The organism is Paenibacillus sp. FSL K6-1558 (genome assembly GCF_038002565.1).
GTDB lineage: Bacteria > Bacillota > Bacilli > Paenibacillales > Paenibacillaceae > Paenibacillus > Paenibacillus polysaccharolyticus.
Genome location: NZ_JBBOCV010000001.1, coordinates 5,168,639 through 5,192,392 on the forward strand (window position 1 = coordinate 5,168,639; position 23,754 = coordinate 5,192,392).

Below are 23,754 nucleotides of genomic sequence, written 5' to 3' on the forward strand. Positions count from 1 at the left end.
TGTTCTACCCCTGATTTTTTTATTTAGCTAAGATTAAAACGATCTCCACGGTCCGCAATTGACGTCATAATTGACTTTGGAAGGGTTAGGTGGAATGACCAGAACATAATCATTTTGTTGCTCCTCGACTGTGCGAATCTTGATATGATCAGGAATCGTAATACCAAACGCCTCGCGAAGTGCCTGCTTAGGATTAGAATGGAGTTGTTGTCTGAAGTGTTCATCTGTCCAAGCTTTCTCAATAATATCCTCATGCAACGTTTTTTCTGACACCATCATCGTCAACATTCCCTTCATATTTAAATTAAACTGAATCGGCTTGTCCCGTATTAGAAGGCCCGGATTGTGGTTCGCTGATCCAGTAGTGAAACCCACCTCGGTAAAGTCTTTTTTTACGTTGTTCTATTTCCTGAATTGCTTGTACCAATGAGTTGCACAGATAAGAATTCAGGGCAATGAATTGTGGAAACTCCAAGTTAGAAGATGCAATGATGTCATTGAAGTGTTGAGCTACGTCTGCATAACTGTTCATCAGTTGTGAGTTATAGACATTGTGGTGTATAGATTCGTTAAGTACATGACTCGTCGGATATTCCTGTTGGAGAGCTGTGGATAGGTGAGAGAGGTAGCTATTGTAGTTGCCGTTTACAGCATCCATTTTCGTGTCTGTAAAGTCATCTGTCATCTGTAGAGTCATGAGAACGATATTCAGTGCACCGCAGACCGAAGAGATTCGAGCCGGTTGCTCTAGTAAAATCAAGGAACCAATGACTCCTAATTGCGTTGGTGAAGCTTTCTGGGCGATGAGAAGTGGGTTATGCTGAAAATAATCCACACGTAATTCACCATTTACGCTTACTGCCCAGTCCTGAATAACGTGTCTGAAATGGTTCCAGAAGACAGAAGAGGGTTCAAATAATGCGTTATAGACTTGAAGGGCATCCACATAGCAAAGATTCCCAAGAGATAACTTCAGCACCGCATCCTCAGTTGGCTCATCCATGACATCATCCAGATTAAGAAAATACATCATGTGTAACAGGCAAGCTGTGCTAAGTTGATGAGCTTGATCGGACGGGAGTCCCTCTGTGTACTGCATCCATAGCGGAGTGATGTAACCGATGCAACTGTGTCCCGGCTCTCCCCTGAAGGGGTTGAGCAAACGGAGTTGTTCAAGCGCATGCCCTGCCAGTGAATCAGGGTATTGCCGAAGACGCTCTTCAACGGAATCAAACACGGCCTTCACGTCAAGCATATACGGATCTAGCCATTCTCGATGCATGATATGAAAACGTCCCTCCTGCATTAAATGTTGGAATATGCAGTAAGATCAAGAAGTTAAATACAGTATAGCTTAAGTTAGTTGAAAAAAATAGGATTTTTTGTGATCATTTGTGAGAAATTTGATGACATTTTGGATTTTATAGCATAAAAAGTTGCAATTTGGGTTCAGACTAAGAAGGCAGAGGATATCGAGACAAAGAAAGGTGGATAAAGAATGAAGATAAATTGGAAATCATGGCTGGCTGCCAGCGCGGCTGTTATCATTTTTGCTGTTGCACCAGGCCAGATGGCTTTAGCTGATCCCGCTTCTCCTGCGGAGCAGCAAGATGAAAACCTGGCTGAATCTGCCGGTGGAAACCAAAAGCCTTGTATGCAGGCAGGCCATGGCCTGTTTATGATCGGAGAAACAGCCGATTTGCTCGGAATTGGACTCCGTGATTTGAAGCAGCAGATGCAACTTGGCAAGACCTTAACCCAGATCGCGAAGGAACGCAAAGGATTCAGTGAGGAACAGTTACTGCAAAAATTAAAGCCCACGCTGTCAGAGCGCTTGGATCTGGCCGTGAAAGAAGGTTGTCTCACCAAGGAACAAGCTGCAGCAGCGAAAGCCAATATGGATGTGAAGTTAAAAAAAGTAGTGAATACCCCGCTTGCCGAATTACGACGTGAATTTACGCACCATGGAAAACATCCGATGGTAGATAAAGGGGCAATAGCGAAATATATCGGGATTACACCTGAACAATTGCAAGAACAACTGCATGCGGGTAAGTCTTTGGTTGAAATTGCGCAAGCGAAGGGCATCAGTGAAACACAGCTGGTGAATCAGTTAAAAGAACAATTAACAGGTGATCTGCAAAGGTTCGTTCATCAAAAACGGGACAGTCATTCCATTCCAGTTCATCCGGGACACGTGCCTGGCCGATCCACCTCAACCGAAGTGAAATGATCAACTTCATAGAACAAGATGACTGATCTACTGAGCAATATGAGGAAGAAATTCAAGAGCGTCCTCCGCAGGGGAGAACGCTCTTTGTTTTACACGTCTGAGGGCCTAAGGGGCGAATTTTGATTCGGGGTGCGTCTTCCAGAACCCGCTAATGGATCACTAAAAGCAGAAGCTTGCCGAGCCTTGCTACGTGTCAATCCAACCATGAAACGAGATCCTGGCAATTTAGACAGTGTCCAGCTAATGCCAAGAGCGGTCACAACGGTGACTATGAATGAGATTATCGTTACAGGCAGATGCCACCCGCTAAGGTGTAATGGTCTGGTAACATATGCGATGGCATAAATCACCAAGGCATGGACTAGATAACCGCCGAAGGAGTAGCGTCCAATCCAAGTGAGAAGACGCTGAAACCATAGGTTTTTACCATGTAGCAGAACAAGGAAACCGTAGAGCATTAACATCTGAGCCATAATACTGATGAACGTACTAGGTTTTAGGTACGTAGAGATATTGAGGTTCATCGTATCTTCTGACCCGCGCAGTACAGCGTACCCCATCCAGATATACATCGCGACAAAGACCGCAATCATGCAAGGGAGCATTCTCATCGTCCAATTCCTCCAGCTTTCCACCGTCCAGGCGCATACCGCGCCAAGGAAAAAGTAGAACCAATACATGAGCCATGAATATGAACGATATTCCAGCATGCTAGACCAGGGCTCTGGCCACCATTGTGTCCAGTCAGCCATATCATAATAAGACCATTTCATAAGCCAGAGATAAAATAGTGCTGCAACGAGTATGATGGTTAACGTCACCTGTTTCGGCGTAAAACGCTTGAGGTTATCGAGCCTTTTACGAACAGCATGAGCCACCGCGAGAAATAAAGGAAACAGGATATAAAATTGGAACACCATCAGCACAAACCACAGGTGATATCCTGTCTGCGGTATAAATAACTCATGTACAAAGCTTCCCAGATCCGGCATACCGGAAGTCCAGAACGTAGGAGTAAACACACGTACAGCTAACCAGTAGATGAGCGTCCATATGAAGAAAGGCATATAAATATCACCAAATCGCTTCCCGATGAAGCGGGGATAATCCGGCTTCGTATGGCGATGGTGATAGAACAACAACACACCCGACAGAAATACAAAAGTAGGTGTGCCAAACCTTGTCAAATGATAAATCATGGTCAGCATCACGGAATCAGGTTGCTCAATATCTGGCCGATAGATGTATTCAGCAATGTTATGCTGCATGACGATAGCCAGAAAAGCTAATCCGCGAAGTTCGGTCCATTCGGCTATTTTCGGCTTTTTCATTTCCATTCCTCCCTTATGTAGCCAGGGTCATCATATAAGACTACCCTCCAAACATTAAGGCTGCATTAAATGGCGAAAAAAGGAATCAAAAAAGACGGCCTAAGCCGTCTTTTTACTGGTGATTATGTGATAGTTCCTCATTTGATTCTCCAGTTACTGAGCTATCAGAGGAAGACTGGTTATCTTCTTCAAATAACTTCTGAATGTAAGCTTGAAGCTTGGGCACATTCACACCTAATACCTGAGCAGATCCAGCCCGCTCATTTGTAAGCAACTTGTTCGGTGGAATCTGTTGCTGATCAATCTCGTTCACACGAATATCAAAGCCAAGTGAAGCGAGCTTCAGCATTTGGGTTGGGCTTAGATCTGTTTTGATATAAGGAGCAATGGCTTCCAGCATCTCAGGGATTTTAAAGAGCGAAGTGGTGCTCTGCATCTTCTTGGCAAGGTCGGTCATAAAGATGCGCTGCCGCTCTGTACGTGTGAAATCGGAGGTTGCATCATGCCGGAAACGAACATACTGGAGGGCTGTCTTGCCATCCATATGTTGCAGCCCTTTTTTTAAATCAATATCATACATGTGTTTATCCGCTTTGCTTGTGTAGTACATATCTTTTTCCACATCAATATCGATACCATCCAGCGCATCAACGAGAGCCATGAAGCCTGTAAAGTCCGTGTAGACATAATGCTGAATCGGTATACCGAGCAGATCGCTGACCGTCTGTTTGGTTAATTCGGCTCCCCCGAAGGAATAGGCGGCGTTAAGGCGGCTTTTGCCATGGCCTGGAATCGCAACATATGTGTCACGAAGTACGGAGAACAGGTGGGCCTTTTTGGAAACCGGATCAATCGAAGCGACCATCACCGAATCTGAACGTCCTGCGTCATCCCCTCTGGAGTCACCGCCAATTAACAAGATATTTACTCTCTCTTTGCCATCCCATTTCGGAATGACGACCTTGGGTGTATCCGAGCTTTCCGTGTGGCTTGAATCAAGGTTTGAAGCAGGTGAATCGCCGGATGCGGCGGTCGAAATGCTATTGGCAAAATGAACGATTGAATATCCGTAGTAGACAATGACTCCTGTTACCACAAGTGCCAAGGTCAGGGCTGTACCCCATAACCATTTTTTAAACATAATCTCACCTTTCTTATGTAGAACTGATAGATCCCCAAACTAGTTTAACAAAAAGAAAGTGAAATGTCCTCATTGATTCCGAAAATACATTTAAATTCAATATTGTTTTACGAATAGTTTGCTTGTTGAGGTTGGTACACTCATTAAGAAGTTTCGCCACTCTCCTTGAAAAATTTACGACCTTCCACAGGCAATGGATATCGACTTCCATCAACTAATTGAAATTATGGTTTGTTAAATATACTTATTTCATTGTTAAGAGAAATTTCCTTAAAACTAAGATTTCATATATTCACTCGAAGAATATCTATGTCGATATATTATATAGATGTACTAGTTTATTGGGGAAAGTTGGAGGAGTGGGAACATGGGAAAAATGCGAAGGAACGCATCGGGGAAAGTGAAATTTTCAATTCGTAGCAAATTATTAACCGGCTTTTTGATTGTTTTGGCTTTGCTTATCTTTGTTAGCGTGTACACGCTAACGCAAGTATTTACGATGGCTGACAAATCAAGACAGATTGATAAGACTTGGATGCCAAGTGTAACCTTGCTTGGAATTATGAACGGTGATATATCTGATGTCGAAAGACTGGGACTAGCGATCATAGTAGAACAGAACCCAAGTGAAACGGAGAAACTGAATGAAGCTTTAAAAGTACTGCTTGCTAAAATGGAAGATGAGCGCAAACAATTGCTTACTTTAATCAAGGGTAATCCTGAAGCAGAGCAACTGTACGAACAGTTTTCTACGAATTATGATTCTTATTTGCAAAAAATGCCTGAATTCATCGAATATGGTCTCAAAAATGATTATGAAACGTCTAGCAAGCTACATACGGCAGCCTATCCATTGTGGTATACAGCTAACGATAATATTGTGAAATTAATCGATCTAGGTAATGCGGGGGCGAAAGAAATTTCTGCCGGATCTGTCAAGCTTGCTGAGAACGCATTTACAATCATTTTAATTGTAGCGATCGTTGCAACGTTGTTATCCTTATTCATTGCACTTTTCATCGCGAGTATGATCTCTCGTCCGGTTAAAAAGATGAGTGAAGCTGCTTCGGCGATCGCTGAAGGTGATCTGACGGGTGAGGCGATTACACTTAAAAATAGAGATGAGCTTGGTGTCCTGGCAGGCTCCTTCAATACAATGAGTCAAAATCTGCGTTCGATGATTCAATCCGTATCCGAAACCTCGGAGCAAGTTGCGGCATCATCGGAAGAGCTTCTCGCAAGTGCAGAGCAAAACGCAAAAGCTTCAGAGCAAATTACTGAAACCGTGGAAGAGTTGTCTGTAGGAACATCGAATCAGGTTGATATCGTGAAGCGTTCTTCGCAGGCGATGAATGAGATGGCTTTGGGTTCAGAACAGATTGCCGAACTGGCTCAAAGTGTATCCGTATCCGCTGTGGATGCGGCGAATCAATCATCGGAAGGAAACAAAATCATTCAGCAAGCGGTTGAACAGATGGGATCGGTTCGTAACTCCATCGCTTCCTTGAGAGAACTGGTTACAGGACTCGGCGAACGTTCTGCCGAGATTGGCACGATCACTGAAGTGATCAATAACATCGCCCGTCAAACCAATTTGCTCGCTTTGAATGCAGCGATTGAAGCCGCAAGAGCAGGGGAGCACGGTAGAGGCTTTGCTGTCGTTGCAGGAGAGGTGCGCAAGCTGGCGGAAGAATCCTCCGCTTCTGCACAGCAAATCACACAGATTGTACAACTGATTCAGCAAGATACGGATCATGCAGTACAAGCTGTAAAAGTAAACAGTAATGAAACAGAAACCGGCATTGAACTGGTTGCTGCAGCGGGTCAAGCCTTCGAACAGATTTCGGACGCTGCCAACAAGGTCGCTGGTGAGATTCAAGAAGTATCTGCCGGTTCTGAGGAGATGTCAGCTAGCACAAATGAGGTTGTAAGTTACGTGGGTCAAATCTCCAATATTGCTTCGGAAGCCGCGGGTTCTGTACACAACGTATCTGCTGCAACCGAAGAGCAACTGGCTTCGATGGAAGAGATTGCTTCTTCGGCTGGATTATTATCCAAAATGGCGGAGGAATTGCAGGGACAAGTGAACAAATTCAAAGTATAGATTGCAAAAGCAGATCGTCAAAAAGGCTGTTTCTTCCCGGCATGTCCGGTGTAGAAACAGCTTTTTTGTCATATCACGCTGATCAAGTCACAACAATGTTATTTCAGAAGTCACCAATGTTGATATTTCAAGTCAAACAAACGACTATAATGGTAATTAATGGTGGAAATTACATCGAGTTACCACCATGGAGAGGAGCGAGGTCACTCAGAATATTGGGAAGCATTCATCTGGAACTTTCGAGAAAAGGAGATGAACATGATTTATGAAAGGGCGCTGGTGGAGACGCGTTGCTATGGTAACGTTATCGGCAGGACTTCTCGCAGGGAGCTTTTCTATGAATACAGGATTACGTCAGGCGGATGCGGCCGCCGGAGATCATAACTATGCCGAAGCACTACAGAAGGCCATATATTTCTATGAAGCGCAACGCTCAGGCCCGTTGCCTGCCAATAACCGGGTTGAATGGCGGGGCGACTCGGGGATGCAGGATGGCGCCGATGTCGGTGTGGATCTCACTGGAGGCTGGTATGATGCCGGAGATCATGTGAAATTCGGTTTTCCAATGGCAGCTTCTGCAACGATGCTGGCATGGTCTGTCGTCGAGTATGCCGATGGCTATGAGCAAGCTGGGCAATTAGAGGAGATCAAGGACAATATCCGGTGGGCAACCGACTATTTTATGAAAGCGCATACGAAGCCAAATGAATTATGGGGGCAAGTCGGGGGTGGCAATATCGATCATGCTTGGTGGGGACCTGCAGAGGTGATGCAGATGAACCGGCCTTCCTTCAAGATCGATGCTTCCTGTCCGGGAAGTGATCTGGCAGCAGAAACAGCTGCTGCACTGGCGGCGGCGTCCATCGTATTTGCGGATGATGATCCAACCTACTCGGCGAAGATGCTTCAGCACGCGAAAGAACTGTACAACTTCGCAGATACATATCGGGGAAAATACACCGATTGTATTACCGATGCTGCTGCATTTTATAATTCGTGGACGGGATATGAGGATGAGCTTGCATGGGGCGGAGCATGGCTTTATTTAGCTACTAATGACAACGCTTACTTGTCCAAGGCGATGGCAGCTGCAGACCGGTGGTCTACAAGCGGAGGCTCGGCGAACTGGCCCTATACCTGGACACAGGGCTGGGATAGTAAACATTACGGTGCCCAGATTCTGCTGGCCCGGATTACCTCCAGTTTGAATATGCCGGAGGCAACAAAGTTCATCCAATCAACCGAGCGCAATCTCGATTACTGGACGGTTGGCACGAATGGAGGGCGTGTGACTTACACCCCAGGCGGATTGGCCTGGCTGGATCAGTGGGGTTCACTCCGATATACAGCCAATGCAGCATTCATTGCATTCGTGTACTCCGATTGGGTTAGTGACCCTGTGAAAAAATCCAGATATCAAAATTTTGCGACTTCACAGATGAATTACATTTTAGGAGATAATCCTCGTCAGAGCAGCTATGTTGTCGGATACGGAAAAAATCCGCCACAGCATCCGCATCATCGTACCGCTCATAGTTCATGGATGAACAATGAAGATATTCCGGCAAATCACCGTCATATTTTATACGGCGCCATGGTGGGAGGACCAAATGCGTCAGATCAGTATACGGACGATATCTCGGACTATGTGAGCAATGAGGTGGCGACGGATTATAATGCGGGCTTCACGGGTGCACTCGCCAAGATGAATCTGCTCTATGGACAGAATCATCAACCTCTGGCGAATTTCCCTGCTCCTGAAGTCAAAGGTGACGAGTACTTTGTAGAGGCTGCCGTGCGGTCATCAGGCTCCAATTATACGGAAATCCGTGCATTGCTTAACAACCGCTCAGGTTGGCCTGCACGGATGGGAGATAAGCTTTCCTTCAAATATTTCCTCGATTTGAGTGAAGTGTATGCTGCGGGACGCACCGTATCCGATGTTCAAGTCACAGTATCCTCTACTGAAGGTGCAACCGTTTCTCAACCTGTCGTCGTGGATGCCGCCAAGCGGATCTACGCCGTTACAGCAGACTTCAGTAATACCAAAATTTATCCAGGCGGAGAGGGGAATTATCGCAAGGAAGTTCAGTTCCGGATTACCGGACCGCAAGGGGCATGGAATCCGGCGAATGATCCTTCCTACCAGAACCTGACGACAGGAACTCCGGTAAAAAGTGCACACATTCCTGTATATGATGCTGGAGTGAAGGTATATGGACAGGAGCCGGGTGTTACACCCGTGACCGTGCCAGTCGCTCCTACTGGAGTGCAAGCTTCGCCTGGCAACAATCAGGTGACGCTGAGCTGGACTGCCTCCGCTGGGGCTGTATCATACACGGTGAAGCGTGCCGAGGTTAGTGGTGGCCCGTACACAACCGTTGCGACAGGTGTGAATGGATTGACTTACACCAACACAGGATTGACGAATGGCAAGGCGTATTATTACGTGGTGACCGCTGTAAACGCAGCCGGCGAATCGCCAGCTTCTGTTCAAGTGCTCGGGACGCCGCAGGCCGGTTCAACTGTGCCAGGAGCTCTTACTTTAAGTGGAACAGCTGGCAACAATCAAACGGTGTTGTCATGGACAGCGGCATCTGGAGCTGCCAGCTATAAGGTACAACGTGCCGCTGCCAATGGTACGTTTGCGGATGTAGCGACCGGGCTGACTGTGTTGACCTACACGGACACGACAGCGCTTAATGGAACTTCGTATAATTACCGGGTTGTTGCCGTAAACGCAAGTGGGCAATCGTTATCTAACGTGGTTGTACTGACACCTTCGGGACCGCCTGTGTCAACGGGTACGCTGGAAGTGCAGTATCGAAGTGGAGGGTCCGGGAATTCCAGCAATGCGGTAACCCCTCAGTTTAATGTGAAGAACACAGGCACACAGCCTATTGATTTGAGCACGGTGAAAATCCGGTACTACTTTACCAAAGATGGCACAGAGGATCTGACCTTCTGGTGTGATTACGCCGTGGTGGGTACAGCCAATGTGCAAGGCAAGTTTGTGAACGTGAATCCGGCAAAAGGAACGGCGGATACGTACCTGGAGATCAGTTTTACCTCTGGAGCGGGAAGTTTGGCAGCCGGAGCAGAAACGGGCGTGATTCAGGGACGTTTTTCAAAAAATAACTGGAGTAACTTCGATCAGAGCAATGACTACTCCTATGATGGTTCCAAGACTGCTTTTGCTGCATGGAACAAAGTGACCGCGTATCAAGGCAGTACCCAAGTATGGGGGCTGGAGCCGTAAATCAAAGAACTTTGACAGGCAAGAGGCCAAAGAACAGCATGGGCAGACCAGCAGCATCGATATTAAATTTCCACTATTCCAGGGAGGTATATATTCATGTTGAAAACAGCTGCAAAAAAGAGTTTAACTGCCATGCTGGCAGGAACCGTCATGCTGACGGGATACACGGGACTCTGGGCTGGTCCTGAAACGGCACATGCTGCCGATCAGGCGATTGAAATTCAGGCCGATGGAGTGAATGAAGCTCGCTTTTTGCAATTATACGGTCAATTAAAAGACCCGGCGAACGGATACTTTTCTCCAGAAGGGATTCCTTATCACTCCATTGAAACGTTGCTGAGTGAGGCACCGGATTATGGACATATGTCTACGTCGGAGGCGTACAGTTACTGGTTGTGGCTAGAAACGATGTATGGTCACTACACGGGCGATTGGAGCAAACTGGAAGCAGCCTGGGATAACATGGAGAAGTACATTATTCCGGTGAATGAAGGGGACGGCAAGGAAGAGCAACCAACGATGAGTTTCTATAATCCAAACAGTCCTGCAACATATGCAGCGGAAAAACCATTCCCTGACCAGTATCCTTCCAATCTGAATGGTCAGTATGCAGCAGGTAAGGACCCACTCGATGCCGAGCTCAAGGCAACCTATGGTAATAATCAGACATATCTGATGCACTGGCTGATCGACGTGGATGACTGGTATGGATACGGAAATCTGCTGAATCCTTCTCATACAACAACGTATGTGAATACGTTCCAGCGTGGGGAGCAGGAGTCCGTGTGGGAGGCTGTTCCTCATCCATCCCAGGATGATAAATCATTTGGTAAAGCAGGCGAAGGGTTCATGAGTCTGTTTACGAAGGAAAATCAGGCACCATCGGCACAGTGGCGTTATACCAATGCAACGGATGCGGATGCGCGTGCAGTACAGGTACTGTACTGGGCGAAAGAGATGGGCTATAACAATACGGAGTATCTTGATAAAGCCAAAAAGATGGGTGATTATCTGCGGTACGGGATGTACGACAAGTATTTCCAGAAGGTTGGAAGTGCGAAGAACGGTACACCAACCCCAGGTACAGGTAAAGACTCCAACATGTATCTCATGGCTTGGTATACGTCATGGGGCGGTGGATTGGGTCAAGGCGGGGATTGGGCATGGCGTATTGGGGCAAGTCACACGCACCAAGCCTATCAAAACCCGGTTGCAGCATATGCCCTGTCTGATCCGGCAGGCGGCTTGATTCCAGAGTCACCTACAGCCAAAGCGGACTGGAATGCGACGTTAAAACGTCAGCTCGAATTCTACACATGGCTGCAATCCCATGAAGGTGCAGTTGGCGGCGGGGCAACCAACAGCATTGGTGGTTCCTACGCATCTTACCCGGCAGGTGTGAGCACGTTCTATGATATGGCTTATCAGGAAGCACCAGTATATCGCGACCCGGACTCCAACACGTGGTTCGGATTCCAGGCATGGCCGCTGGAGCGTGTGGCGGAGATGTATTACATCTTGGCAGAGAGCGGTGACTTGACCTCTGAGAACTTCAAAATGGCTAAACAGGTCATTACAAAATGGGTGGACTGGACCAAAGATTATGTGTTTGCTGGTGAGCGCCCTGTAACGGATGCTCAAGGCTACTATTTGAATGCTGCAGGACAGCGTATTCTCGGTGGAAAAAATGTTCAGGTAGCAACAACTCCGGCTCCAGGCGAGTTCTGGATTCCAGGTGGTCAGGAATGGCAAGGACAGCCGGATAAATGGAATGGATTCAGCACCTATACAAATAATCCAAACTTCCATGCCATTACTAAAGATCCAGTACAGGATACAGGGGTACTGGGAAGTTATATCAAAGCATTGACGTTCTTCGCAGCTGGAACTGAGGCAGAGAACGGTACGCTCAGTGTGAAAGGTCAGGAAGCCAAAGACTTGGCTCAGACGTTGCTCGATACAGCTTGGGATTACAATGATGGTGTAGGTATTGTGACAGAGGAAGAGCGTAAAGATTACTTCCGTTACTTCGCGAAAGAGATCTATCTGCCGGCGAACTGGACGGGTACGTTCGGTCAAGGTAATACGATTCCAGGCACCGCAGGTGTACCTTCCGATCCGGCAAAAGGCGGGAATGGCGTGTACATCGGATACTCCGATCTGCGTCCTGCAATCAAGCAAGATCCGGCTTGGGCTTATCTGGAGAACAAGTACAAAACATCTTACAACCCGACCACGAAGCAGTGGGAAAATGGTGCACCGACCTTTACGTATCACCGTTTCTGGTCACAGGTTGATATGGCCACCGCTTATGGAGAGTTCGACCGTCTCCTTGGTGACAGCGAAACACCAGGCGTGGAAGCACCTGCCGCTCCTGCAGGTGTAACTGCTGCAGGCGGTGACAAACAAGTGGTCTTGAACTGGAATGCTGCGGCGAGAGCAACTTCCTATACCGTAAAACGTGCTGAAGTGAACGGTGGCCCGTACACTTCTGTAGCAACTGGCGTTAGCGGTTCTACGTTTACAGACACCGGACTGACGAATGGAAAAGCATACTATTATGTCATTACTGCTGTAAATAGTGCTGGTGAGTCCGCGCCATCTGCGCAGGTTACAGCAACACCGCAGGCTGGAGTAGCTATACCAGGAGCCTTTACCCTGAGTGGAACAGCAGGGGATGCAAAAGCTGTGCTGAACTGGACGGCTTCAACCGGAGCGGCAACCTATAACGTGCAGCGTTCCACAGGTACAGGTGCGTATGCCAATCTTGCGACAGGGCTGACGGCACTGACGTATACCGATGCAACAGCAGTGAATGGTACGGCCTATAACTACAGAGTGGTTGCCATCAATGCCGATGGACAGACGAACTCGAATGTGGTTGTGGTGACACCGATGGCTGCTCCAATTTCAACCGGAACACTTGAAGTGCAGTATCGCAATGGAGGCTCGGGTGCTTCAGGCAACTCGCTTACACCACAATTCAATGTGAAGAATACAGGTACGACGGCCGTCGATCTGAGCAAAGTGAAACTTCGTTATTACTTTACGAAAGATAGTGCCGCTGATCTGAGCTTCTGGTGTGACTATGCACAGGTTGGCAGTGCCAATGTGCAGGGCAAATTTGTAGCTGTGGAGCCGGCAAAAGGTACGGCAGATACGTATCTGGAGATCAGCTTCACTGCCGGGGCAGGTAGTCTGGCCGCTGGGGCTGAGACAGGAATCATTCAAACACGTTCCTCCAAAAACAACTGGACGAATTTTGATCAATCGAATGATTACTCCTTCGACGCTACACAAACCGCATTTGGTGCATGGACAAAAGTAACAGCATACCAGGATGGCGTGAAGGTATGGGGAATGGAGCCATAATTGAATCAGCAAGCAGAGCATGGAATGAAGGGAAAGGGTTAGTTTCAGGAATTGGGGCCGGGAACGGAAAGCCTGATCTTTTATTCCAATCTGCTGTTGATTATACTTCCGATGAAAGGCCGGGGAGAAATCTCCGGTTTTTTCACGTGCATATCGATTTAAATCCATTTATTTTCATTTGTGAAAGAAGGATTCCAGATTGAAACGAAATGAAACGTAGTAATGTTTTCCAGTTAGATGAGGAGAAATATTAAAATCTAGTGCATAGGTTGCATGCGCATGTAGCAAAGGTCTGCCTGACCAAAACGTGGAAATCTAAGGTGTATCAATTAGTTACAAAAAATTAACCGTTCATTCCGTGTAGGACATGCTCTATTTTTCCAGCCGAAGAACGTTTTCCCTGATCCTTAGTGCTCACACTTGTCTCAACCCTTGCAGGACTTTGGGCTGATGAACGTTAGAGAATGCCCGTTTACAATAAGGCGAGCCGGGAAGATGGCTTCTTGGTTAAAATTTTGTAATATCCGGAGGGACACGACATCATGAACTGGAAGAATACCATTGTTACGGCAAGTGTAACAGCAGCAATGCTGATGGGAAGTCTTACAACGGCAGCGCTCACAGGACAGGTATCCGCAGCAGCGGCAGATCAATCGAAAGTAGAAGTCATCTGGGGTGTAAACCTTCGAACCTCACCAACGTCATCTGGTAAAGTCATTCGTATGGTTTCCAAAGGAGAAACATTAACTGTGCTTGAGCAATCCGGATCGGATTGGTATAAAATCAAAGATGCTTCTAATCGGACAGGTTATATCTCGTCTTCATCCAAATACACACAAGCGATAAGCGGTGGATCAACAACAGGCAATACGGGCACGACTAGCGGTTCAAGTGGCTCGGGTTCTAGTCAGGGCTCAACAAGTCAGGGAAGTGTTGCAGTAGAGAAGGTTATTGCGGCTGGAATGAAGTATATGGGGACACCTTACAAATACGCATCGGATCGTGATAGTGTGGCAACGTTTGACTGTTCCAGCTTTGTAAGGCGGGCTTTTATTGACGGACTTGGCATTACACTTCCGGCAGACTCACGCCAACAAGGAGATTATGTGAAGAAGAAAGGTACAGTCACAACGAATTGGAAAAACCTGAAACGTGGTGATCTGATGTACTTTATGTCTTACAAAGGCACTTCTGCATCAGCCTACAGTGGCGTGAACAAATCTCAGGCGACGATTACACATACGGGTATTTATTTGGGGAATGGTAAAATACTGCATACATACTCCAATGCTGGCGGCGGTGTGACAGTAAGTGATATTGCCGGCAAGCACTGGGAATCCCGCTTCTTGTTCGGAGGCAGTGCGTTGTAGGACAGTGATATAAAATTAAAACACCTTTCATTTGACCGTTATTTTGGCAAATGAAAGGTGTTTTTTTGTGCTTTATTTTACAAAGGTGCTATTCCATCGTGATAGAACAATCGGAACAAAATGTCTTGATTGTAGTTACCAAATCCTTCACCATACAGGGTCATTCCGCCGACGTGACGTGCATCTTCCTCCACAGAAAGGCGCAACGTCCACTGATTGCGTTCCACTGGAATATCAGCGAGTGTGATGCTCGACAGAAGCTGTCCATCGATAAACGTGCCTTCATGGGTTATGCGTAACACTTTAAGCATGCCATACTGATTAACGATATCACTCCACCAGTCAGGCGTGAATATGCCGCGTCCATTGCCGGAGTCACCGGGGCTGGTCCATTCCCCTAAACGAATACCGTTCAATGTGAACGTAATATCTGAAGGCCAGTTTGGATTAACGGAAGGGGCTTCTGAACCGATCTCCAGTGACAGCTCAATGGCGTCAATCTGCTGCCCGGTTAACACGTAGTTTGGAATTTTATACTCGACAAATCCGCGTCCCATCCACAAGATATGAGCATGCATCCGGTCCGGGTCCAAAAAATAACGAGGATCATCATATTGTCCAATGACATGGTCAGATGTCGCTAAACCGCAGGTAGGATATACGTCAAAATGCGTGTAGTGCCCAACAGGGATGGAAACCTCGTGAAACTTGCGGGATGTTCCGGTTTCTTGAGGCATGGAGATGCCAATCCAGTCGACAGCCAGGCTGTTCATTTTATGTGTACCGCCATCCTTGCGTACCATTTTGGACTGAATAATGCCGACATCTTGAAGTTTGCGGACATGCATGGTAACAATTGCGCTACTCAGTCCGAGGGATGCCGCTATATCTTTCACATTCATTGGTGTCTCAGCCACAAGGCGGATAATCTGTAGCCGAACTTCACTGGCAAGTGCTTCATATAAAGGGAGCCATTCGGCATCGGTATTTGCTCTAATCACAGATGTTCCTCCAATTTCGTTTATAGAATTAAGTTAAACATAAATTCAACGAAAAGAATAACATTTTTCAAATTTCGGGTTGAATTATGTGCTGTTATAGATTTTAATATAAATATGAACGTTGATCCATAGAATATCAATTAATTTTTATATTAATCTTAGGGAGATGAGATCATTCATGGAAAAAGCGAAAATGACGGTAGATAAAGATTTTACAATTGGTGAAGTGGATAAGCGTTTGTATGGCTCATTCATTGAGCATCTGGGACGTGCTGTATATGGCGGAATTTATGAGCCGGGGCATGCTTCAGCCAATGAGCAGGGGTTCCGTACAGATGTACTGGAAATGGTGAAGGAGCTTCATGTGCCGATTGTACGTTATCCAGGTGGTAATTTTGTATCCGGTTACAATTGGGAGGATAGCGTAGGTCCGGTATCTGAGCGGAAGCGCAGGCTGGATCTGGCATGGCGAACGATTGAAACCAATGAATTTGGTTTTAACGAATTTGTGGATTGGGCTAAACAGGCTAACTCCGAAGTGATGATGGCGGTTAACCTTGGAACACGCGGTGCGGATGCTGCCCGTAATATCGTGGAGTACAGCAACCACCCGGAAGGTTCGTATTACAGCGATCTTCGGATTAAACATGGATACAAGCAACCTCACGGGATCAAAACATGGTGTCTGGGCAACGAAATGGACGGACCTTGGCAGATTGGGCATAAGACTGCTGAAGAATATGGACGTACTGCCGTTGAGGCAGCCAAAGTCATGAAGTGGACGGACCCAACGATTGAACTCGTCGCGTGTGGGAGCTCGAACCTGGGCATGCCTTCTTTCCCGGACTGGGAAGCAACAGTACTGGATCATACGTATGATCATGTGGAGTATCTGTCTCTGCACCAGTATTATGGTAATCCGGAGGATGATACGCCAACCTTCCTGGCACGCTCGTTGGAGATGGATCGGTTCATCGATACGGTGAAAGCGACATGTGATTATATCAAAGCGAAGAAACGCAGTAAAAAGACGATGTATCTGTCCTTTGATGAGTGGAACGTCTGGTATCACTCCCATGAGAATGATTCCAAAATGGACGCATGGCAGATTGCTCCGCCGCAGCTGGAGGATATTTATAATCACGAGGATGCACTCTTGGTGGGTTGTATGCTGATCAGTATGCTTAAACATGCGGATCGGGTTAAAATGGCGTGTCTGGCTCAACTCGTTAACGTAATTGCTCCGATTATGACCGAAACGGGCGGAGCATCATGGAGACAGAGCATCTTCTATCCGTTCATGCATGCATCTGTATATGGCCGTGGCACAGCGCTTGTGCCTCTGATTCAATCACCGAAATACGATACGAAAGAAATTACAGATGTTCCTTATCTGGAAGGTATTGCGGTGCATAACGAAGAGCAGGGAGAAGTAACTGTGTTTGCGGTCAATCGTCACTTGCAAGAATCTCTGCCGCTTGAAGTGGATCTGCGCAGTTTTGGCAAATGCACTCTGATCGAGCACATCGTTCTGGAAGCGGACGATCTCAAAGCGGTTAACACAGCTGCACAGCCTAACAATGTTGTTCCGCATAATCGTGGAGGAGCAGTAGTATCCGATACGCTCATCACCGCGAGTCTGGCGAAAGCATCCTGGAACGTGATTCGTTTGAAGGTGCAATAAGAGGCAGGCAGTGGCTTTATGATGGTATGCAAGCCACTGAATTGATGCTAAGGCTGGCGTGAGATAAGGTTGAAGCAATACGAGTGTTTTCGGTAGGCTCAACCTGAAATAGAGTAAGTTTGAAGTGGGTAAGTAAGGCCGACGTGCATTAAAAAACGGTATGCGAATATTCGCATACCGTTTTTTTTCAGAAGAGTTCCCCAGTAGAGTCCCTTTTCGCTGTCCAATTGCGCTAACGATCACAGGAAACCTTATTTAGGCATTTAACGCCACATTTTAATTCTAACGATCATGAGAGACGTTATTTTAGTAAAAAGGGGTAAAATTCCAGGGAAAAGTGGGCATTTCGCTGAAATAGGGTCCACTGTGATCGTTAGAATTTTAAAGTGGCGAAAACACTCCAAATAGGGTCTACTGTGATCGTTAGAAAGACCAGCAATTAAGTTACATTATACAAATGATGAGTGCGGAGAATCAGGTTTATCTAATATAAATTAGAAATTGAAATTTTTAGCGAATAAAGTCGAAAAATATCAACTTATATTATATTTTCTATGATAGTATAGCATTATATTCCAGACGTTATCGGCAATACGGGGGTGTTCCGCGTTAAAGCGTCCCGGAGTATACACAGGTGAAAAGGGAGAGCGATGCTATGGAGCGAAGGTTGGTTTTGAGGGTTACAGCAATCTGCTTGATTGTGAGTTTGGTTCTGACGATGTGGGGGAGAGTGCCTGTGGTACTCGCCGCTCCAGCTGCGCCAATAGTTACTTCTAAAGTAGAAAGCATTGAGGTTACCGGCTTTGAAGCCGATGCTGTACTGAAGCTCTACCGGGTCAATGGCGGGGGACTGGTAGCTACGTCTCCACCCGTTACAGGCACATATTTGTTTGAGCAAGTCGTCCCTGATCATGAGCAGTACTATGTCACTCAAACGGTGGGCGGTGCAGTAAGTGATGGCTCAGTATTTGTTAATTCCAGTCTCCGTATCCCTCAAGCGGAAGGTGATGTGGAGCAAGTCAAGGTTACCGATGTTTATCCTGGAGCGGAAGTGAAACTGTATGAATCCAACGGGACACCTGTTGGCATCACTGCTGAAGTACAATCCCCTAACACGGTGCTGTTCAAAAACGTGACAGCAGGAACAGGTTACTATGTTGTTCAGAAATTTAATGAAGTCGTTAGTACAGGCTCGAACCAAGTCACTGTAACTCCAGAAAGGCCTACAGCGGAAGCCAAACTGGAACTGGAACCCGAACAGATTGTAGTCAGCAACTTTCATGAGGGTGCTATTCTAAAGCTGTATCAGGTGAGTAATGGTGAATTAATATCTACTTCACCTTCCGTGACGGATGTTACGTATACGTTTAAGGCCGTGGTGCCTCAAAAGTTAGGCTATTATGTAACGCAAACGTTAAATAACGTAGAAAGTAAAAATTCCGATTTTACGAATTCCATTTTGCGAAAGCCACAAGTCATCGTGGATGCTAATTCAATCAAAGTCAGCAACATTTATCCAGGAGCAGCCGTTACGCTGCACAATCAGGATGGAACTTTATTTTCTGACACACCTGATGAACAGGATGGAACGATTATTTTTTCTAATCTGAACAGTCGTTCCTACTACTTTGCGAAGCAAACCATCAATGAAGTTGTCAGGGATTCTGATGTCGTTTACGTATCACCAAATATTCCCGGGCAACCTGTAGCTGAAGGCAAGGAGGAAAGCATTGAGGTCAGCGGTTTTACATCCGGAGCGATCCTGAAACTGTACCGCGCATCGAATGGCTCACTTGAAGCCACGTCGCCTCCTGTAACACAGAGCACATACCTGTTTCAGTCCGTTGTACCTCAATCCGGAGGAGGATACTACATTACTCAGACGGTTAACGGAGAGGTAAGCACGAATTCGGACTTTACCAATTCTATTTTGCGAAAACCTCAAGCTAGTGCTGATTCCACTTCGGTCACGGTCAGCAATGTATATCCAGGTGCAACCGTTTCTTTATACAAAGGAACTGGGGGATTGGTTTCATCAGAGACAGCAGGCATGGGACAGTCAGAAAAAGTAATTTTTACAGGGTTGGAGAAACGAACCGAATATTATGCTGTACAGCAGATCAACGGTGTAGTAAGTGAATCCACCAGCAACGTCGAACTTTCCATCTCCAAGCCTGGCAGTCCGACAGTAGTAACAGGAACGGAATATATTGACGTAAGCGGATTCACCACTGGAGCTGTATTGAAGCTCTATCTGGTAGAGGGCAACGGCATATTGAAAGCTACCTCCGAACCCGTTACAGGAAGCACATATCGTTTTGAAAATGTAATACCTGATAATAGAGAGTACTATGTAACACAAACCATAGACGGTGAAGAAAGTGATAATTCCGTTTTTGTCGGTGTTCAATTGAGGAAACCTGTAGGGAGTGTAGGTGTTGGATATCTGGATGTCGATCAGGTTTATGAAGGAGCGACGGTCAGCTTATATCTAACGAACGGTATACCGGTTTCGAATGCGCCTGAACTGCAATCCGACGGCAAAATGCGATTTGACAATCTGCCAGCAGGCGGCGAGTATTACGTAGTGCAGCGCATAAATGGTGTGGTTAGTGAAGCAACACCTTGGTTGAAGATTCCTACCGTTCCTCATGCGCCAAGGAATGTAAAAGCAATCGCAGGCAATGGTCAGGCGACGATCACCTTTGATGTTCCACGTGAGGATGGAGGCAGCCCGATCACTGAATATGAAGTGACAGCTTCCCCAGATAATATTCAGGTAAAAGGAACTTCAAGCCCAATGACCATAACAGGTCTGACCAATGGCGTAAGTTATACGTTTGCGGTTAAAGCGATTAATGTAGTAGGTAGCAGTCTCGCATCTACTCCTTCAAATACCGTTATTCCTGCGTTGCCTTCAAGCGGAGGTGGTTCAGACAACAGCTCTGGTTCAGGTGGGGTAACGACCGGTGGTACATCATCGACACCTCAGCCGGGCATCAATCAAGGCATCAATGTTTTGGTTAATGGTGTATCCGAACAGATCGGCTTCTTAACTCAAACGACCAAAGAGGGTCAAATTGTAAGCAAGGTTAGCATGGATCCAGAAAAATTAAAACAGAAGTTGGCTACCGAAGGTTCAGGTGCTGTAGTTACCATTCTGGTGCCTTCTGGCGCAGATGTGTTGGTTGGTGAACTGGACAGCTCCATGATCCAAGAGATGCAAGCATCCCGCGCGGTTCTGAAGTTACAGACGGATTTTGCAACATACAGCCTTCCTGTCAGCCAGATTTCACTTGATTCACTTGTTAAAGGTTTTGGCGAGGGAACTGCCTTGCAGAGCATGAAGGTACAAGTGGAGATAGGCAAACCTGCTCAGGCGGCAAATGATGCTGTAAATCGCGCTGCGCAACAAAATCAATTTACAGTTGAAGGTGCACCCGTTGAATTCGCAGTGAGGGGAGTGTACGGCGATCAATCCGTAGATATCCATCAATTTAACACGTATGTCGAGCGAACAATCACTCTTGAAAATGGTAAAACCAATTCCGGTATTACTACAGGTGTAGTTGTTAACCCGGACGGAACCGTACGGCATGTACCTACTCGTATTTCGCTCAGAGACGGACGCTATGTAGCGGTAATCAACAGTCTGAGCAACAGCACGTATGCCCTGATTCTGAATCCCGTTCAATTCAAGGATATGGTTGGACACTGGGGACAGAACACCGTAAATGATATGGGTTCCAGAATGATCATTGAGGGAACAGGTGATGGAAACTATAGTCCAGATCAGCAAATGACCCGTGCCGAGTTTGCCACGATCATTACACGAGCGCTGGGAATTGCACCAACAGCCGTGAATAATATGTTCTCTGATGTACCTCAGAAAGCGTGGTATTCAGCTGCGATTGGTAGCGCCCATGAGTATAATCTGGTTAACGGTTATGCAGATGGAAGCTTTAAACCTGATCGTAATATGACCCGGGAAGAAGCTATGGTTTTATTAGCCAGAGCATTGGAACTGGCAACACCATCCGCAACGATATCAGAGGCACAGGCTCAACAGATTCTTGCGGATCACGGGCTTGAAAAAGGCATATCTTCCTGGGCCGTCAAGAGTGCAGCGCAGATGATTGAAGCAGGTGTGATCACTGGTCGAGGCAGAACTGATTTGGCGCCTGATGCATTCGTTACCCGTGCCGAGGTGGCTCAAATGGTCGCACGTTTGCTTGCCAAGGCTAATCTGATTTGAGCAACATGTAAACCAGAGTAATTAACTTAACTTAACTTAACTTAATTTAAAACTAAAGTATCCATAAAAGACCGCATCACCCTAACGAAAGGGGATGCGGTCTTTTATTCAAATATACTCTCTTAAAGCAAAGCCCTTCGCTTACGCCGGTGATTCAAAACTCGAAACTTTCCCCGTCCATTGGAATGAGCACTTGGCCTTCCAACTGCTCTTTTGCCAGGTAAGCGGCTAGGTCAGCGCGTGTTGTCATGCAGTGATTGATCGCATCCATGTGAACGGCGATGAGGTGAGCGGAAGGTGCGGCGCGTTTCACGGCAGCAACGTCGGGTCCGTCCATCGTGATGGGATCACCTTGTAAGAAGCGTGCACCCCCGGCGTTGACTACAATGACGTCTGGTTTATATTGTTTGATTGCTGTCGCAGGCTCATCACACCAGATCGTATCTCCGGCAATGTAAGTGACCGGTTCTCCATCCGCTTCAAGCACAAAACCGGATACCTTACCCATACGTTGGCCAATCTCTCCTGTACCATGCTGACCAGATGTGCGCGAGAATCGCACCGAATGATGCACATGCTCTACGTCGACAGGGGTTACATCCGTAAATCCTGCTTTTATGAAAGTAGGCTCGTCCCCCGGCTGACACAGCAATGGGATATCTTTCTGCAGTTGATTTGCGGCTGCTTCATCCCAATGGTCGGCATGGGTATGCGTTACAATCAGCAGATCAGGCTTGAGATAATCTGTTTCGGTTTCGGGGAGATCGACTCCAGGATTACGCAGCTCATTCGGCGTGTTTGGAAAAGTGGGCATACTCTCGGCATCCATTAGCATGGGGTCAACCAGAATTTTCAGACCGCCGTATTCCAGCCACAGGGTGGCATGTCGAATTAATTGGATTTTCATTTGATTTGCACTCCTTCGGGTTCTCTCTTAGTATTATCCTATATGTTATACAACCCGATTCACGTCGTACATAACCTGCTGAATGCATATCGGTCCGACTATTTTCAAGGTGAAAGGAATGCTAAATACCTATGAACGAAACGATAGACGCCACGGATGTACGCATTTTACAGATTTTGATCCGGGATGCGAAGCGTTCGAACAAGGAGATCGGAGAGGAAGTGCATCTGACAGGACAAGCGGTTGGGGCGAGAGTGCGCAAGTTGCAGGACCTGGGGGTTATTGAAGGGTATACGGTAAAATGGAACCCGGACCGCCTCGGCCTTGGCTTGAAGGCATTTGTCACGGTATTTCTGAACTCTGGCGATAAGCATGCTGCCTTCCGTGCGTTTGTGGCAGGACGCGAGGACATTATTGAAGTCCACCGTGTCAGTGGAGAAGGTTGTTACCTGATGCAGGTGCAGACCGGAACAACAGAGCAGCTCGGTGAACTGCTGGAAGCGCTGCTACCGCTAGGTAATTATAGGGTGAGTTTATCCATTGGAGTGGAGAAATCATCATCCTGAAGGTCCTGACTTGGACAAGTTCAATCCAGGTCAGGCCCTTGATGTTCCCTTAACGTCTTTTGGAGAGTAGACAAGGAGGACTGTAGCTCTTTTTTTCCAAACAAATGGTCCGTATGAATATGAACTCGAGTGCCGTCCTTTAGATACAAGGCGTACATGGGGGAGGCGGATAATTGCCATTTGCTTCGGGCAGGGGTAGCAAACTCGATCTTGCGAATCTGGTTCCATGGAATATGGCGCTGACCCGCATGGAGAGATTGTTCATTCCATGAGACGAGGATCGCCACGCGCTGAATGGAACGGGTCCAAAACATAAAGAAAAACGGTCCCACCATCCACATGCCGAGTATCGCAGCCATAGGGTAATAGATGTTTTCCACGCTCTCAGTCTGCCCGGCAACGATGACCCATAAGAGCAGTACACATAAGACGAGAAACAGGAAACAAACGCTCCCTTTCCAGATCGCTGTGATGCGACGATAGCGAATTTCCCCCTGATGGTGTTCCTCAGAAGTTGCAGGTAACATCATC

15 protein-coding genes are annotated in these 23,754 nt (G+C 46.8%); 8 read left to right on the forward strand and 7 right to left on the reverse strand.

The window, feature by feature from the left end; all coding sequences use genetic code 11:
- Nucleotides 1-33: 33 nt before the first annotated feature.
- Together MHI38_RS22280 and MHI38_RS22285 are read right to left on the reverse strand one after the other, a co-directional pair.
- Entirely contained in the window at nucleotides 34-297 is a 264-nt protein-coding gene (locus MHI38_RS22280) for an NHLP leader peptide family RiPP precursor (RefSeq protein WP_253496596.1), read from the reverse strand.
- 7 nt (nucleotides 298-304) lie between these two features.
- On the reverse strand, nucleotides 305-1,282 hold the full coding sequence (locus tag MHI38_RS22285; RefSeq protein ID WP_341181702.1) for a hypothetical protein: 978 nt from the start codon (nucleotides 1,280-1,282) through the stop codon (nucleotides 305-307).
- A 216-nt stretch (nucleotides 1,283-1,498) separates the two neighbouring features.
- Here MHI38_RS22285 and MHI38_RS22290 point away from each other — a divergent pair, with 216 nt between their 5' ends.
- A complete protein-coding gene (locus tag MHI38_RS22290) occupies nucleotides 1,499-2,233 on the forward strand; it encodes a hypothetical protein (protein WP_341181703.1) in 735 nt (244 codons plus the stop codon).
- 89 nt (nucleotides 2,234-2,322) lie between these two features.
- On the opposite strand, the gene MHI38_RS22295 is transcribed toward MHI38_RS22290, so the two are convergent.
- Together MHI38_RS22295 and MHI38_RS22300 are read right to left on the reverse strand one after the other, a co-directional pair.
- Entirely contained in the window at nucleotides 2,323-3,564 is a 1,242-nt protein-coding gene (locus MHI38_RS22295) for an acyltransferase (protein WP_341181704.1), read from the reverse strand.
- A gap of 112 nt (nucleotides 3,565-3,676) precedes the next feature.
- Complete coding sequence (locus tag MHI38_RS22300) at nucleotides 3,677-4,705, reverse strand: LCP family protein (protein WP_341181705.1); 1,029 nt, start codon at nucleotides 4,703-4,705, stop codon at nucleotides 3,677-3,679.
- A gap of 367 nt (nucleotides 4,706-5,072) precedes the next feature.
- Here MHI38_RS22300 and MHI38_RS22305 point away from each other — a divergent pair, with 367 nt between their 5' ends.
- From MHI38_RS22305 to MHI38_RS22320, 4 genes are all read left to right on the forward strand, one after another.
- Entirely contained in the window at nucleotides 5,073-6,809 is a 1,737-nt protein-coding gene (locus MHI38_RS22305) for a methyl-accepting chemotaxis protein (RefSeq protein ID WP_341181706.1), read from the forward strand.
- 337 nt (nucleotides 6,810-7,146) lie between these two features.
- Nucleotides 7,147-10,068 (forward strand): glycoside hydrolase family 9 protein, encoded by a 2,922-nt coding sequence (locus MHI38_RS22310; RefSeq protein ID WP_341181707.1) that lies wholly within the window; start codon nucleotides 7,147-7,149, stop codon nucleotides 10,066-10,068.
- A 96-nt stretch (nucleotides 10,069-10,164) separates the two neighbouring features.
- A complete protein-coding gene (locus MHI38_RS22315; protein WP_341181708.1) occupies nucleotides 10,165-13,440 on the forward strand; it encodes a glycoside hydrolase family 48 protein in 3,276 nt (1,091 codons plus the stop codon).
- Nucleotides 13,441-13,982: 542 nt separating this feature from the next.
- Entirely contained in the window at nucleotides 13,983-14,810 is an 828-nt protein-coding gene (locus MHI38_RS22320; protein WP_341181709.1) for a C40 family peptidase, read from the forward strand.
- A gap of 77 nt (nucleotides 14,811-14,887) precedes the next feature.
- Here MHI38_RS22320 and MHI38_RS22325 read toward each other — a convergent pair whose 3' ends face one another.
- Complete coding sequence (locus MHI38_RS22325) at nucleotides 14,888-15,808, reverse strand: ArsR/SmtB family transcription factor (protein WP_420874687.1); 921 nt, start codon at nucleotides 15,806-15,808, stop codon at nucleotides 14,888-14,890.
- A 181-nt stretch (nucleotides 15,809-15,989) separates the two neighbouring features.
- Here MHI38_RS22325 and arfA point away from each other — a divergent pair, with 181 nt between their 5' ends.
- Both arfA and MHI38_RS22335 read left to right on the forward strand, forming a co-directional pair.
- Nucleotides 15,990-17,495, forward strand: a complete 1,506-nt coding sequence (gene arfA / locus MHI38_RS22330; RefSeq protein ID WP_341181710.1) for an arabinosylfuranosidase ArfA — start codon at nucleotides 15,990-15,992, stop codon at nucleotides 17,493-17,495.
- Nucleotides 17,496-18,150: 655 nt separating this feature from the next.
- Nucleotides 18,151-21,750, forward strand: coding sequence for an S-layer homology domain-containing protein (locus tag MHI38_RS22335; protein ID WP_341181711.1), 3,600 nt, complete (start codon nucleotides 18,151-18,153; stop codon nucleotides 21,748-21,750).
- A 154-nt stretch (nucleotides 21,751-21,904) separates the two neighbouring features.
- On the opposite strand, the gene MHI38_RS22340 is transcribed toward MHI38_RS22335, so the two are convergent.
- On the reverse strand, nucleotides 21,905-22,657 hold the full coding sequence (locus tag MHI38_RS22340) for an MBL fold metallo-hydrolase (protein ID WP_341181712.1): 753 nt from the start codon (nucleotides 22,655-22,657) through the stop codon (nucleotides 21,905-21,907).
- A 131-nt stretch (nucleotides 22,658-22,788) separates the two neighbouring features.
- Here MHI38_RS22340 and MHI38_RS22345 point away from each other — a divergent pair, with 131 nt between their 5' ends.
- A complete protein-coding gene (locus MHI38_RS22345; protein WP_154890770.1) occupies nucleotides 22,789-23,223 on the forward strand; it encodes an Lrp/AsnC family transcriptional regulator in 435 nt (144 codons plus the stop codon).
- A 20-nt stretch (nucleotides 23,224-23,243) separates the two neighbouring features.
- On the opposite strand, the gene MHI38_RS22350 is transcribed toward MHI38_RS22345, so the two are convergent.
- Nucleotides 23,244-23,750, reverse strand: coding sequence for a hypothetical protein (locus MHI38_RS22350; RefSeq protein WP_186809742.1), 507 nt, complete (start codon nucleotides 23,748-23,750; stop codon nucleotides 23,244-23,246).
- Between the last annotated feature and the right edge of the window lie 4 nt (nucleotides 23,751-23,754).